Origin of the sequence: Halostagnicola kamekurae (assembly GCF_900116205.1) — an archaeon.
Classification (GTDB): domain Archaea; phylum Halobacteriota; class Halobacteria; order Halobacteriales; family Natrialbaceae; genus Halostagnicola; species Halostagnicola kamekurae.
This window is the reverse complement of sequence record NZ_FOZS01000001.1, coordinates 627,186-640,264: the sequence shown is the minus strand read 5'-3', so window position 1 is coordinate 640,264 and position 13,079 is coordinate 627,186. Positions and strand designations below refer to the sequence as shown.

Genomic DNA, 13,079 nt, shown 5'->3' with positions numbered 1-13,079 from the left:
ATAGGAAGAGTTCGTTTTCGAATTAGACAATCTTAATAGGGAAAAGCAATAATCGATCGATGATGCAAGAATCAGACCGAGAGTGGTGGCCTGATCAGTTGAGTCTGGATATTCTCGATCAGAACGCCCGCGCGGGCGATCCGATGGGCGAGGAGTTCGATTACGCCGAGGAGTTCGAAAAACTCGACTACGAGGCCGTTAAGGCGGACTTGGCGGAGCTGATGACTGACTCTCAGGAGTGGTGGCCGGCCGACTACGGCCACTACGGACCGCTGTTCATCCGAATGGCCTGGCACAGTGCCGGGACGTACCGGACGAGCGACGGTCGCGGCGGCGCCTCCGGCGGGCGCCAGCGTCTGGCTCCCCTCAACAGCTGGCCGGACAACGCGAACCTCGACAAGGCCCGTCGCCTCCTCTGGCCCGTCAAGCAGAAGTACGGCCAGAAGCTCTCGTGGGCGGACCTGATCGTGTTGGCGGGCAACGTCGCACTCGAGTCGATGGGATTCGAGACGTACGGCTTCGCCGGCGGGCGCGAGGACGAGTACGCACCCGACGGCGCCGTCGACTGGGGTCCGGAAGACGAGATGGAAGGTGCCTCTCCCGAGCGGTTCGACGAGGACGGCGCCCTTCGGGACCCGCTCGGCAACACCGTGATGGGCCTCATCTACGTGAACCCCGAGGGGCCGAACGGCGAACCCGACCCCGAAGCGTCCGCGAAGAATATCCGCCAGACGTTCAGTCACATGGCGATGAGTGACGAGGAGACGGTCGCGCTCATTGCCGGCGGGCACACGTTCGGAAAAGTTCACGGCGCCGCCGAGGCCGACGAACACGTCGGTCCCGAGCCCGAAGCGGCGCCGATCGAGGAGCAAGGTCTGGGCTGGAAGAACGACTACGGCTCCGGGAAGGGCGCCGACACGATCACCGGCGGTATCGAGGGGCCGTGGAACACCACGCCGACCCAGTGGGACATGGGCTACGTGGACTCGCTGCTCGATTACACGTGGTGGCCCGAGAAGGGGCCGGGCGGCGCCTGGCAGTGGACCACGCAGAACGACGAACTCGACGAGTCCGCCCCTGGCGTCGAGGACCCGTCGGAAAAAGAGGACGTGATGATGCTCACGACCGACATCGCGCTGAAGCGCGATTCCGACTTCCGCGAGGTCTTAGAGCGCTTCCAGGAGGACCCGGCCACGTTCCAGCGGACCTTCGCGAAGGCGTGGTACAAGCTGATCCACCGCGACATGGGACCTTCCGAGCGATTCCTCGGCCCCGAAGTCCCGGACGAGGAACTCATCTGGCAGGATCCGCTTCCGGACGCCGACTACGACCTGATCGGCGACGCCGAGATCGACGACCTCAAAGAGCGCGTCCTCGGCTCGGACCTCACGCGCACGCAACTCGTCAAGACCGCGTGGGCGGCGGCCTCGACCTACCGCGACAGCGACAAGCGCGGCGGAGCAAATGGTGCACGCATTCGCCTCGAGCCACAGCGTAGCTGGGAGGTCAACGAGCCCGAGGAGCTCGAGACGGTCCTCTCGACGCTCGAGGAGATCCAGACTGAGTTCAACGACTCGCGCTCGGACGACGTGCGCGTCTCGCTGGCCGACCTGATCGTCCTCGGCGGGAACGCGGCCGTCGAGCAGGCGGCAAGCGACGCCGGCTACGACGTCGAGGTGCCGTTCGAGCCCGGCCGCACCGACGCCACGGCGGCCCAGACGGACGTCGAGTCCTTCGAGGCCCTGAAGCCAGACGCGGACGGCTTCCGCAACTACCTGGGCGACGACGCGCGGAACTCGGCCGAAGAGGAACTCGTCGACAAGGCGGACCTCCTCGACTTGACGCCCGACGAGATGACCGCGCTGGTCGGCGGCATGCGCGCCCTCGGCGCCACCCACTCCGACCACGGCGTCTTCACCGACGAGCCGGGAACGCTGACCAACGACTTCTTCGAGACCGTTCTCTCGATGGACTACGAGTGGGAGCCGGTCTCCGAGGACCGCGAGGTCTTCGAACTGCGCGACCGCGAGACCGGCGAGGTCGCGTGGACGGGCACGCGCGTCGACCTCATCTTCGGTTCCAACTCCCGCCTGCGCGCCATCGCCGAGGTCTACGGCGCCGAAGGCGGCGAGGAAAAACTCGTCTCCGACTTCGTCGACGCGTGGTACGGCGTGATGGCGGCCGACCGCTTCGACCTCGAGTAATCGCGGCTTCCGACGATCACACGCTTCGGCTTCCGACGATTACGCGCGCTTTCGTTTTTCTCGTTCGAGTCCGGTCTTCTCGTTCGAACTGAGAGGCTGCACTCGCCGGGCGGCCTTTAGGGTCACGAGCCCCTAGCACGGTATATGGTCACCACGCTCTCGGCCGACCGACTCGCGGAGCTACAGGACGCCGACGAGGAGTACGCCCTTCTCGATACGCGACCCGAAGAGAGCTTCGAGTCGTGGCACGTCACCGGCGCGATCAACTTTCCGTTCGACCCGGAGGAAGACCTCGAGGGCCGCCTCGAGGAACTCGAGGAAACCGTCAACGGAACCGAACGCGTCCTCACCGTCTGCGCGAAGGGGCTCTCGTCGGCCAATCTCGCGACCCAGCTCGAGTCTGCCACCGACGAGTACGACGTGGCGGCCATCGAGGGCGGGATGAAAGGCTGGAGTCGCGTCTACGACCGGGCGCGGATCTCCGCCGGCGACTCCGTGACGCTCGTACAGGTGCAGCGACGAGCCAAGGGCTGTCTGTCGTATCTCGTCGGCTGTCCGGAAACCGGCGACGCGGTCGTCGTCGATCCCACCGCGGACACAGACGAGTTCGCGGTCGCCGCCGAGGAGGCCGGACTCTCGATCGTCGGGGTCATCGATACGCACGTCCACGCCGATCACGTCTCGGGCGGGCGCGAACTCGCGGACCGCCTCGAGGTCCCGTACTACCTCGGCGAGCGCGTCGCCGAACGCGGCGTCGAGGTCGAGTACACGCCGCTCGAGCGAAACGAAGTCCTCGAGGTTGGTACCCTCGGCCTGAAGGCACTCGAGACGCCGGGCCACACGAGCGAGATGCTCTCGATTCTGATCGACGACCGCGCGCTGTTGACGGCGGACACGCTTCACGTCGACTCGACGGGCCGGACGGAACTCGAGTTCAACGAGGACGAGGGCGAGCGAGGCGCGCGGATGCTCTACGAAAGTCTCCACCGCACCGTGCTCGCCGAACCCGAATCGGTCGTGGTCTGTCCGGGCCACGTCACCGTCACCGCCAACGGCGAGTTCTCCCACGGTTCGCCGGGCGAACCGATCGAAACGACGATTCGGGCGGCCCGAACCGGGATCGACGTCCTCGACCTCGAGGAAGCCGCGTTCGTCGACCGACTGGCCGACGCCGGCGAAAAGCCCACGAACTACGAGGAGATTATCGATCACAATCGGGGCACTGCGGCGGAACTCGAGTCGGAGGATCGCCTCGAACTCGAGTTGGGGCCGAACAACTGCTCGGCCTGATAACAGTAAGATATCTCGTCGATTCGTTGCTCGAAACCAGTGTTTGCCTGAGACTCACTATCATTATAGGTTTATTATAATTGAGGGATGCTAGCACTCATGGTGGCTGCTGATCCATTTGGACGAGCGATCCGAGACCACTACCTCGGCGAACGGGACGAACCGCTCGTCGATAGAAATGGCTCTGAAACTCGTGTTCACCCTATCGAAGCGTTCTATTTTGGAGCCGTGACCGGCGAGAGTGACGCACAACAGTGGGTCGATTCCTGGCTCAACGGGCCGCTTCTCGATATGGGTGCAGGAGTCGGGGCTGAGTCGCTCTACTGGCAAGAGCAGTTTGAGACGGTCGCGATCGAAATCAGCGACCTCCTCGTCAAAACGATGCGGGACCGGGGTGTCGAGAACGCGGTGCAAGCGGATATGTTCGCGCTCCCGGATTCTTTCGAACGGAACCAGTTCGCGTCGGTTCACGCCAAAGGAACGCAGGTCGAACTCGCCGGATCGATGCACGGACTCAGGCGTTTTCTCGGCGATCTCGCCGTTATCACGAAGCCGAACGCGACTGCAGTTATCGACTTCCACGATCCCGAACACGCAGACGCGGATGAGCTATTTGGCTATCGAAACGATCCCACGCGAGGGCTCGCCTACCGACTCTTTCACTGCGAGTACGAAGGGGCCGCGGATGAGGCGCTCCTGTTCCGGTTGGTTAGCCCAGCCCGGTTGCGAGAGGCAGCGATCGGTACCGGCTGGGAAGTGTCTGACATCAGACGGAGCGATACCGGATACCACTATCGGGCGGCCCTGACACGCACCTGAATAGGTCGGTGTTCTTCATCACGTTAGCTCAGATAGTTACGCGCCAACCGGCTGGCGTCCCCCTTCAAACCACGTGCGGTGGCGCGCACTCGAGAGCGGGTCGCGAATCGCGACCCGCTCTCGAGTGCGCGCCACCGCACGTGGGTTTTACCGGCTGTACGTTTCCAGCCGACAGATCGAGTCGTCCGCTAGCTCGAAGAAATCCGCGAACTCGAACAGTTCCGCCTCGCCCTCGAGGACGCGCCCTCGAGCGGCGATTCGGCCGCGTTCGTCGTCGACGACGAGTTCCGCGAGGTCGTGGCTCGTGTCGGGATTCGGCCGCTTCTCGCGCATGAACGCGACGAACGCCTCGCGGCTCTCGAAGGTTCGATCCGGTCGCTGCTGGACGAACGTCGGGTCTAGCAGTCCTGCGAGCGTCTCGTACTCGTGGTCGTCGAGCGCGTCGTAATACCGTCTCACGAGGGCGGCTCCGTCCATGGTCGCCTCGAGGTTCGGCCCGGCGGGTGAAAAGCGTCGGCGTCTCGGGTTCGTCTGGTTCATCGTCACCAGCTTCGGGCGACCCGACTGACGAGTCACACGGTTTTTCTCCCGGCCCCGCCTACGGCGGGTGTGGAGTGTCACGTCTACTACGAGGGCGACGACGACCCGGACAAGTGCACCGCCCGTCGCCTCGAGCAGTTCGACCGGGCGATCCTCCACCGGTCGATGCGACGGGTGCCCTACGGGATCGTCCTCAATCCCCACGCGGAGCAGGCGCTCTCGCCCGCGGACGCCGCCGACGGACTCGGGACGCTCGTCGCACTCGATTGCTCGTGGGAGTCTGCCGAGGAGGCGTCGTTCTCGATGAACGGCGTCCATCGCGCGCTGCCCTTTCTCGTCGCCGCAAATCCCGTCAACTACGGCCGCCCCTTCGAGCTGACGACCGTCGAAGCGCTCGCTGGCGCACTCCGTATTTTCGGCGAGCGCGAGGCGGCCGCGGACCTCCTCGAGCCGTTCCGCTGGGGCGAGACCTTCCTGACGCTCAACGAGGAGCCGCTGGATCGGTACGCCGAGTGCGCGGACTCGAGGGAGGTCGTCGCCGTGCAGGAGGACTATCTGGCCGACGAGTGAGAGTTCCCGAGGCTCCCGACGACCGCCTTGAAACGTCTCAGTGCGGACCGCAGCCATTATATGCGCCACCGGCCAATCCACCCACATGGCCAGTTTCGACGCCGCGGAAAAACGGATGCTCGAGAAACAGATCTGTATGCGCTGTAACGCTCGCAACTCGAAAGAGGCGAACCGCTGTCGCAAGTGCGGTTACAAGAAGCTCCGCCCGAAAGCCAAAGAAGCGCGCGCGGCATAATCGGCGAATTTTCTCACGCGATTTCGATCTACGGATCCTCGAGCGACTGGTTTTGCCGAGGAACCGACGATTCTCGAGGTTACTCGCTCACTCGTCGGGGTACTTCGGCTCGCGCTTTTGGGCTCGCTCGAGTGCCGTCTCGACCACGTCCGTGACGTCGCCGTGGAAGACGCCGCCGTGGCCCGCGTACATGTGTTCGACGGAGTCGGGCAGGCGACCGAGCAGGTCCTCGAGGCTCTCGATGAGTCGCTCGCGCGATTGGCCGGCCATGTCGGTTCGGCCGAAGCTCCCGTAGTCGAACGCGCCGTCGTCGTGGACGACCACGTCGCCCGAAAACAGCGTCGTCTCGGAGACGAAGGAGACGTGATCGTCGGCGTGACCCGGCGTGTAGACGACCTCGAAGGACTCGTCGCCGATTCGGACGGAGTCGCCGTCGTCGATCTCGTGCGTCCGAAGCGGGTGGGCCGCGTAGGCGTACACCTCGGGATCGAAGGCGTCGCAGACGGCCTCGAGTTCCGCGACGTGGTCGCCGTGTTGGTGGGTCAGGACGACATCGTCGAGAGAATCGCCCTCGAGGTGGCTTCGAACCGCGTCGACGACGCCTTCCCACGCGCCCGCGTCGACAAGTGTCGTCCGATCGCCACGAACGAGAAAGGCGTTGCAGGTGAACGTTTCGGCGTCCTCGGTGACGTGATGTACCTCCATAGGCGAGTTCTTGAGAGCCGTCGATATAATACTGGCGTCGACCTTCCCGAAAGCTGATAGTCGTATGACCCACGAAACTTTTGATGCCCCGGGTCGTATGGAACACCGTATGGGATTCGGAAGCTACGACGAATCCGAACAGCAAGAGGTTGACGCAGATTTTGACGACGACGACGCGGTAGAGTCCGAACAGAGCCACCACGACGGCACGCTCGAGTTCGAAAACGGCGCCTCGAGCGACGAACTACTCGACCGCCTCGCGGAGATCAAAGACGAAGACGACGACGCCTGATGAAAGCCGGGGCGCGGGTGTTGGGGATCGCAGAATCAGCCGCTGGTGAGCAGAGCACGCTCGCCGGTGCGGTCGTTCAGGCCGACCGAGTCGTCGAGACGATCGCGTTTTCGACGTGTACCGTCGGCGGGATGGACGCGACCGACGCGATCGTATCGGTCGTCGAAAAGATCGACCGACCGGACGTCGAGGTGGTACTGCTCGGTGCCGTCGCCCCCGCGTGGTACAACATCGTCAACCTCTCACGTATCGCACGAACAACCGACCGATCCGTTCTCGCCGTCACGTTCGAGGAGAGCGACGGCCTCGAAGACGCACTCAGTGACGCTTTTTCCGGCGACCAACTTACAGAGCGACTCGAGCGGTACCGATCGCTGCCGACGCGACGACTGGTGTCGGTCGACGACGAAACGGTGTACGTCCGCGCCGTCGGTGTCTCGCACTCGCGAGCGGCGGAGATCGTTCGCGAGTTCACTCCCGAAGGCGGCCGACCGGAACCGATTCGAGTGGCACGAGCGGCCGCGCGTGCGGGCCGCGAATACCGGTTCGACGCCGCGTGAATCAATTCACCGGGGTGAGTTGGACGGGCGGCGGTGAAACGACTCCGACCTAGCGGGTGCGATCGGCCGGCATGTGCGACCCGAAACACGTAGTATGGGGGCGTCCAAGCGACGACCATGGACGAGGAGCTAGACGGACTCGAGGTAACTGCCTGCGAGCGGTGTCCGAAACTGGTCGACTCGCGGAGTCAGATCGTCAACGGAACTGGCCCCGAAGACGCCGACATCCTGTTCGTCGGCGAGGGACCGGGTGCGAACGAGGACGAGCAGGGCGAACCGTTCGTCGGACGGAGCGGGTCGGTACTCGACGACACTCTGCTCGTCGTCGGCCTGGAACGCGAGGACGTTCGGATCACAAACTGCGTTCGCTGTCGACCGCCCGAGAACCGCGATCCGACGAAGACGGAACTCGAGAACTGTCGGGGCTACCTCGAGGCCGAAATCGAGCGGCTGGATCCGGACGTGCTCGTCACGCTCGGGAAGGTACCCAGCGAACACCTGCTCGGCCGCTCCGTCGGAATCACCGCCGAGGCGGGCTCCGTTGAGGAGATCCGGATCGACGGCTCGCCGCGACGGGTCGTCCTCTCGGTGCATCCGGCGGCGACGCTGTACGACCGCAGCCAGGAGGAGACGTTCAGGGACGCCCTCGAGACGGCCGCGGATCTGGCGGGTGCCGACGGCAGTACCAGCAGCCAGCGGCGACTTGACGGGTTTTGAGAGCGGCAACGGTCGGATCGTCCTCGACCGGCCGGTTTTCGGGGTGAGACTTCTCGAGCGAGACTTTCGGGGTGGGATTCTGAGGGAAACTTTCGGGTGGGACTTGCTCGAAGGGCAACGCACTTGCCGTCCCGAACCCCAGTCGACACTATGAGCACGATGCCATCGCCGCCGGAGGAGGAACTCGCCTCCGTGGTCGTCGTCGACTACGGGCTCGGGAACCTCCGAAGCGTGACCCGCGGGTTGGAACGCGCGGGCGCAGCCGTCGAGATCACCGACGACCCCGAGGCCTTCGAGGCCGCCGACGGGGTCGTCCTCCCAGGCGTCGGCGCGTTTCGGGAGGGCGTCGAGAACGCGGATTCGATCCGCGAGGACCTCCTCGCGGTCGCCGAGCGCGGCCAACCGCTCTTCGGGATCTGTCTCGGGATGCAGATGCTGCTCACCTCGAGCGAAGAGGGCGAGACAGACGGTGACGCCGCCGTCGAAGGGCTGGACCTGATCCCGGGGACGAACGTTCGCTTCGACGACGGGCAGAAAGTCCCTCACATGGGCTGGAACGAACTCTCCGTCGAGCGCGAACACCCGCTCGTCGAGGGCGTCGACGGGGAGTACGCCTACTTCGTCCACTCCTACTACGCCGTTCCCGACGCGGCGGAGGCGACCGTCGCCTCGACCGACTACGAACGGGAGTTCGCCTCTATCGTCGCCAACGAGGACGGCACCGTCTTCGGAACGCAGTTCCACCCCGAGAAGAGCGGCGAGACGGGGCTGCAGATCCTGCGGAACTTCGTTGAGATCTGCGCGGACGCATAGGGGCCTCTGCGCGGATGTGTAGTGGTTCTCTGTGTGGATACGTAAGAGTCGGTTTTCCCTCGGAGCAGTTTCGAGACGTTTTGTGACTGCATATCTCAGCGGAATGGGACGGGGACACACCCCGCGTTGCCGCTGTATAGGCACTCGAGAAGGTCTGAAAACCGTCGGTTGCTACGGTACGCCTGAGAGCGATCTATCACGGATTGCCAGCGGATTGCATACGAATTTCGATAGCGCTACAACAGGATCTAGCAATTGAACCGGTTCCAACATTCCTAAATAGGTGACTTTCGTGATAGTCCAGTAAGCAAATTGAACGTCGTGACGGTCACTTGGAATTGACCGTCTGTCCGCTCGAGTCGACTCGAGGTGCCGTTCTGGCTCGTTTTTCGCTCTATCGCGGCTTCCAGCACCGTCTCAGACGTCATTGACCTCAGTTTCGAGTCGACGGGACGACCGATCCATACAGCGGCAACGCGGGGTGTGTGTCTCCGCATACAGCGGCACCAAGGGGTGGAAAACGGCCCGCTAATTCCCTATAGAAACTCTTTTCAACCAATACAGCGGAACTACGGTGTCCGTCCTGCTCCCGCCGATTCGCCCGTAGGGTGGGACACTGTCGTCGATCGGCACCGATACAGCGGCACTCCGGGGTGGTCGTACACCATACAGCGGCACTCCGGGGTCCCGCCGCGGGGCCGTGGCGTAACTCGCGATCTGCTCGTGACGACCGCCGACCCAGCTCGCCTATACAGCGGAAAGTCGGGGTCCCCTCTAGCCCATACAGCGGCACCGAGGGGTGTAGATGCGTCGATTCAGTTCTCGTACCCTTCGAATCTCGAGTATACAGCGGAACTGCGGTCCCGAACGCTTAAGGGGTAACCGGCGAATGTCTCGAGCAACCGAATGTCGGGCTCGACGGATTACTTCGGGAGCGAAAACGAGATCTTCCGCAACAAAGAGCTGTTGCAGGTGTCGCACCTTCCGGACGGCGATCGGATCATCGGTCGCGAGGACGAGTTGACGAACCTCGCGAACGCGATCAAACCGGCGACGCGGGGCAACACGCCCAACAACGTCCTCGTCTACGGGAAGACGGGAACCGGCAAATCGCTCTGTTCGAAGTTCATCACGAACCAGGCGGTCGACCGCGCCACGGGCAACGACGTCTCGATCGGCGTCGCGTACGTCGACTGCCTCCAGGAGTCGACGGAGACCCAGGCCGTCCAGTCTGCCGGCCACCAGCTCAATGATCAGGCGGAGACGGACATCTCGATCCCCCACTCGGGGCTGAGCACCGCCGAGTATTACCGTCGGCTCTGGCAGATCATCGACACCCGTTACGACGTCGCGCTGATAATCCTGGACGAGGTCGACAAGATCGAGGACGACGACATCCTCATGCAGCTCTCCCGGGCCGTCGAGTCCGGCAAGCTCACCGAGAGCACGGTCGGCGTCATCGGTATCTCGAACAAGGTCCGGTACAAGGACTCGCTGGACGAGCGCATCAAGTCCAGTCTCTGCGAGCGCGAGTACGTCTTTTCACCCTACGACGCGACTCAGATCCGTGAAATCCTCCACTCGCGCTCCGACGCGTTCCACGAGGGCGTCCTCGAGGACGGCGTCGTCCCCCGCGTCGCCGCACTCGCGGCCCGCGAACACGGCGACGCGCGCAAGGCGATCGACATCCTGCGCTTCGCGGGCGAGATCGCCGAGGAGAACGACCTCGAGCGGGTTACCGAGTCCTGCGTCGATCAGGCCCACGAGCGCGAGGAGACCAGCCGGCTGGCCGAACTCATCTCTAAGAGCCCGAGCCACGCGAAGCTGGTGCTCGAGGCGATGGCCCTGCTCACCCAGCAAAAGGAAGGCGACGACGCGCCCGTGACGACCAACGAGGTGTACGACCTCTACAAGCGACTCTGCGATCGCGATCAGTCCGAGCACCTGAAACTGCGCCGGGTGCGGGACATCCTCTCGGAACTCGAGTTCCTCTCGATCATCGAGCAAGAGCGCAAGTGGGCCGGCAAGGGGAAGGGCAACTACATGGAAAATCGGCTGATCGACGACCCCGAGGTTATCATCGCGGCCTGTAACGAGTCCGACTGAGCTCCATCGGCTGGACGCTGCCAGCTCCGAGTCGTCCCCTCAAAGCAGTTCCCGCACGTCCGAGTACCACATATCGTGATACTCGACGTGGCCGACGCGTCTGGCGATGGCGACCGCCAGCGCGTGCCAGCACAGATCGGTCGGGTCGTCGTCGTCGAGGTTGTACTCGCTGTCTTTGCACGTACAGCCACGCTCCTCGACGATGTACTCGTCGTCGTAGCCGACGACGATGGTGAAATCCTGGTAGGCTTTCACCCGACCCTCGCCGACTGCCTCGATGGCCTGGACCCCGCGGTCGTCGTGCAGTCTGGTGATCTGCTCGACGATGTCCGGCGTGAGCCGCCCGGCTTCCTCGAGTCGGGCCTCCCACGCTTCGACGGAGTTCGAATCGGACACGACCGAACCTCTATTCCGAACTGTAAAATCCGTTTGGTTGTCGCAGCAGTGTTCGTTGGGTCGTCGGTGTGTCAACCGACGACCGACGATGCCGTCCTGACGACCCAGTCGGTCGATATTTGACGCCTCACACTGTAGCGTCGGTATGAGAATACGGCGACCGCACCGGCCACCCCAATTTCGACTCGCCGACTCCGCTCAACAGATCGTCGGCGGGTTTTTGCTAGCGGGGCCGTTCGTCGTGACCGAGGAGGTGTGGGACCTCGCGAGCAACATGAGCCTCGCTCAGGGACTGGCTACGACGGCGATCGTGTTCGCCATCGGCTACGCGACGCTGTACAAAGCCGACTCCACTCGAGATCCGGAGATCGAACAGGAACTGGCCGGGATCCCGATCCGATTCATCTCGCTGATGTGTGTCTCGTTCGGATCGGTGGCGATGCTTGCGCTCCTGTTCGACGCTCCCGACACGTTCCTCGAGTCCGGCCAAACGAGTGTCCAGACGTTGCTGATCACGTTCAAAGCCGTGAGTATCGGTTCGCTTTTCAGCGTCGTCGGCGCGGCGACGGCAGACAGCGTCTTTTCGAAATAACGTCCCGTCGCCGGTTCCCGCCGACGAAACGCGGTACTTGCTCGAGTCAGACCACGGCGTTTTTCGCCCCGCTCGACGGAGTGGACGTATGCGCGTTACGGAGGGGACCGCGGAACTCGAGGTTCCCGGCGAACAGACGGACGGGTTCGAGGAGTCGGTCTTTTACAACCCGCGCCAGGAGTTGAACCGCGACCTGACGATCGCCGCCCTGCGGGCGTTTCGAGAGCGGGAGCCTCGGGCGGAGACGTACCTGGACGCGATGACTGCAAGCGGGGTTCGCGGCGTTCGCGCGGCGACGGACGGCTGGGACGTCACCTGCTGTGACGTCGATTCCGAGGCCGTCTCGCTCGCCCGGGAGAACCTCGAACGAAACGACTGCGAGGCGACCGTCGAGCGGGCGAACGCGAACGCCCTGATGCACGAGTCGATGTTCGACGTGATCGACCTCGATCCGTTCGGGACGCCGATGCCGTTCGCCGACGCGGCCTTTGCGAACTGTCACAACCTCGTCTGTGTCACCGCGACCGACACAGCACCGCTTTGTGGTGCCCACCTCAACAGCGGGATCCGGTCGTACGGCTCGGTGCCGCGAAACACCGACTATCACACCGAGATGGGCGTTCGAACCCTCCTCTCGGCGCTCGCCCGAAGCGCCGCTCGTTTCGACGTCGGCGTCACGCCGATCCTGACCCACGCGACGAGCCACTACGTTCGAACGTACCTCGAGCTCGACCGCAAAGCGTCCGCGGCCGACGGGGCCATAGAGCACCTCGGTTACATCTCTCACTGCGAGGACTGTCTCCACCGCGAGTCGGCAGCAGGTCTTATCGCGGACCCGCTCGAGCGCTGTCCGAACTGCGGCGGCGAGCGGATCCTCGTCGCCGGCCCGGTCTGGCTCGGCGCGATTCAGGACGAGGAGTTCCTCGAGTCGGTTCGCGGCCACCTCACCGGCGAGTTCGAGACCGCGGAGACGGCCCGAGAGCTACTCGAGACGCTCGTGGCCGAACTCGAGGTGCCGACGTACTACGACCAGCACAAACTCTGTAAGAACTGGGGGCTTCCCGCGAACGCGATGGACGACTTTCTCGACGCCCTCAAGGAAGCGGGCCATCGAACCTCCAGAACCCACTACGGCGGGACGACGTTCAAATCCGACGCGACCGTCGAGGAGATTTTCGACGCGACCGCCGCAGACCTCCGCGAGTAGTCGGTCCAGAGTGGCTCACGCCGACCGGGACGA

At 63.8% G+C, this 13,079-nt stretch carries 15 protein-coding genes; 12 read left to right on the top strand and 3 right to left on the bottom strand.

From position 1 onward, the window contains the following. The first annotated feature begins 62 nt into the window (after positions 1-62). The 3 genes from katG (at position 63) to BM348_RS03155 (ending at position 4,313) form a co-directional block, all read left to right on the top strand. A complete protein-coding gene (katG, locus tag BM348_RS03165) occupies positions 63-2,204 on the top strand; it encodes a catalase/peroxidase HPI (protein ID WP_092903574.1) in 2,142 nt (713 codons plus the stop codon). 144 nt (positions 2,205-2,348) lie between these two features. Further along, positions 2,349-3,494 (top strand): MBL fold metallo-hydrolase, encoded by a 1,146-nt coding sequence (locus tag BM348_RS03160; RefSeq protein WP_092901838.1) that lies wholly within the window; start codon positions 2,349-2,351, stop codon positions 3,492-3,494. Between the two features lie 99 nt (positions 3,495-3,593). Further along, positions 3,594-4,313 carry a methyltransferase domain-containing protein gene (locus tag BM348_RS03155; RefSeq protein ID WP_092901835.1) on the top strand — a complete coding sequence of 240 codons (720 nt, stop codon included), beginning with the start codon at positions 3,594-3,596 and terminating at the stop codon, positions 4,311-4,313. A gap of 147 nt (positions 4,314-4,460) precedes the next feature. On the opposite strand, the gene BM348_RS03150 is transcribed toward BM348_RS03155, so the two are convergent. Then, the gene (locus BM348_RS03150; protein WP_092901832.1) at positions 4,461-4,790 is read right to left on the bottom strand and encodes a nuclear transport factor 2 family protein; all 330 of its coding nucleotides are present in this window, start codon (positions 4,788-4,790) and stop codon (positions 4,461-4,463) included. Between the two features lie 132 nt (positions 4,791-4,922). On the opposite strand from BM348_RS03150, the gene BM348_RS03145 reads away from it, so the two are divergent. Next, positions 4,923-5,423: a DUF367 family protein gene (locus tag BM348_RS03145; RefSeq protein WP_092901829.1), complete on the top strand. Its 501-nt coding sequence runs from the start codon at positions 4,923-4,925 to the stop codon at positions 5,421-5,423. A gap of 85 nt (positions 5,424-5,508) precedes the next feature. Beyond that, complete coding sequence (locus BM348_RS03140; RefSeq protein WP_092901826.1) at positions 5,509-5,658, top strand: 50S ribosomal protein L40e; 150 nt, start codon at positions 5,509-5,511, stop codon at positions 5,656-5,658. A gap of 87 nt (positions 5,659-5,745) precedes the next feature. On the opposite strand, the gene BM348_RS03135 is transcribed toward BM348_RS03140, so the two are convergent. Further along, a complete protein-coding gene (locus BM348_RS03135) occupies positions 5,746-6,363 on the bottom strand; it encodes an MBL fold metallo-hydrolase (RefSeq protein WP_092901823.1) in 618 nt (205 codons plus the stop codon). 109 nt (positions 6,364-6,472) lie between these two features. Between BM348_RS03135 and BM348_RS03130 the strand changes: the two genes are divergently transcribed. From BM348_RS03130 to BM348_RS03110, 5 genes are all read left to right on the top strand, one after another. After that, the gene (locus BM348_RS03130) at positions 6,473-6,655 is read left to right on the top strand and encodes a DUF5786 family protein (protein ID WP_049953451.1); all 183 of its coding nucleotides are present in this window, start codon (positions 6,473-6,475) and stop codon (positions 6,653-6,655) included. Further along, complete coding sequence (locus BM348_RS03125) at positions 6,655-7,215, top strand: endonuclease dU (protein ID WP_092901820.1); 561 nt, start codon at positions 6,655-6,657, stop codon at positions 7,213-7,215. Before BM348_RS03130 ends, BM348_RS03125 begins: the two co-directional genes overlap by 1 nt. 117 nt (positions 7,216-7,332) lie before the next feature. Continuing rightward, positions 7,333-7,932, top strand: a complete 600-nt coding sequence (locus tag BM348_RS03120; protein ID WP_092901818.1) for a uracil-DNA glycosylase — start codon at positions 7,333-7,335, stop codon at positions 7,930-7,932. 150 nt (positions 7,933-8,082) lie between these two features. Next, complete coding sequence (gene hisH, locus BM348_RS03115) at positions 8,083-8,745, top strand: imidazole glycerol phosphate synthase subunit HisH (RefSeq protein WP_092901815.1); 663 nt, start codon at positions 8,083-8,085, stop codon at positions 8,743-8,745. A gap of 906 nt (positions 8,746-9,651) precedes the next feature. Next, the gene (locus tag BM348_RS03110) at positions 9,652-10,851 is read left to right on the top strand and encodes a Cdc6/Cdc18 family protein (RefSeq protein ID WP_092901812.1); all 1,200 of its coding nucleotides are present in this window, start codon (positions 9,652-9,654) and stop codon (positions 10,849-10,851) included. 39 nt (positions 10,852-10,890) lie between these two features. Here BM348_RS03110 and BM348_RS03105 read toward each other — a convergent pair whose 3' ends face one another. Next, entirely contained in the window at positions 10,891-11,247 is a 357-nt protein-coding gene (locus BM348_RS03105) for a hypothetical protein (protein ID WP_092901809.1), read from the bottom strand. Positions 11,248-11,392: 145 nt separating this feature from the next. Between BM348_RS03105 and BM348_RS03100 the strand changes: the two genes are divergently transcribed. Further along, positions 11,393-11,839, top strand: coding sequence for a DUF2391 family protein (locus tag BM348_RS03100; protein ID WP_092901806.1), 447 nt, complete (start codon positions 11,393-11,395; stop codon positions 11,837-11,839). Between the two features lie 88 nt (positions 11,840-11,927). Then, entirely contained in the window at positions 11,928-13,046 is a 1,119-nt protein-coding gene (locus BM348_RS03095; RefSeq protein WP_092901803.1) for a tRNA (guanine(26)-N(2))-dimethyltransferase, read from the top strand. The last annotated feature ends 33 nt before the right edge of the window (positions 13,047-13,079 follow it).

Excerpts from the sequence above, each read along its gene's own strand:
- BM348_RS03095 (WP_092901803.1), top strand. The coding sequence starts at position 11,928 with ATGCGCGTTACGGAGGGGACCGCGGAACTCGAGGTTCCCGGCGAACAG.
- BM348_RS03100 (WP_092901806.1), top strand. The coding sequence starts at position 11,393 with ATGAGAATACGGCGACCGCACCGGCCACCCCAATTTCGACTCGCCGAC.
- BM348_RS03120 (WP_092901818.1), top strand. The coding sequence starts at position 7,333 with ATGGACGAGGAGCTAGACGGACTCGAGGTAACTGCCTGCGAGCGGTGT.
- BM348_RS03150 (WP_092901832.1), bottom strand. The coding sequence starts at position 4,790 with ATGGACGGAGCCGCCCTCGTGAGACGGTATTACGACGCGCTCGACGAC.
- hisH (WP_092901815.1), top strand. The coding sequence starts at position 8,083 with ATGAGCACGATGCCATCGCCGCCGGAGGAGGAACTCGCCTCCGTGGTC.
- katG (WP_092903574.1), top strand. The coding sequence starts at position 63 with ATGCAAGAATCAGACCGAGAGTGGTGGCCTGATCAGTTGAGTCTGGAT.
- BM348_RS03140 (WP_092901826.1), top strand. The coding sequence starts at position 5,509 with ATGGCCAGTTTCGACGCCGCGGAAAAACGGATGCTCGAGAAACAGATC.
- BM348_RS03110 (WP_092901812.1), top strand. The coding sequence starts at position 9,652 with ATGTCGGGCTCGACGGATTACTTCGGGAGCGAAAACGAGATCTTCCGC.
- BM348_RS03135 (WP_092901823.1), bottom strand. The coding sequence starts at position 6,363 with ATGGAGGTACATCACGTCACCGAGGACGCCGAAACGTTCACCTGCAAC.
- BM348_RS03125 (WP_092901820.1), top strand. The coding sequence starts at position 6,655 with ATGAAAGCCGGGGCGCGGGTGTTGGGGATCGCAGAATCAGCCGCTGGT.
- BM348_RS03130 (WP_049953451.1), top strand. The coding sequence starts at position 6,473 with ATGGGATTCGGAAGCTACGACGAATCCGAACAGCAAGAGGTTGACGCA.
- BM348_RS03155 (WP_092901835.1), top strand. The coding sequence starts at position 3,594 with ATGGTGGCTGCTGATCCATTTGGACGAGCGATCCGAGACCACTACCTC.
- BM348_RS03160 (WP_092901838.1), top strand. The coding sequence starts at position 2,349 with ATGGTCACCACGCTCTCGGCCGACCGACTCGCGGAGCTACAGGACGCC.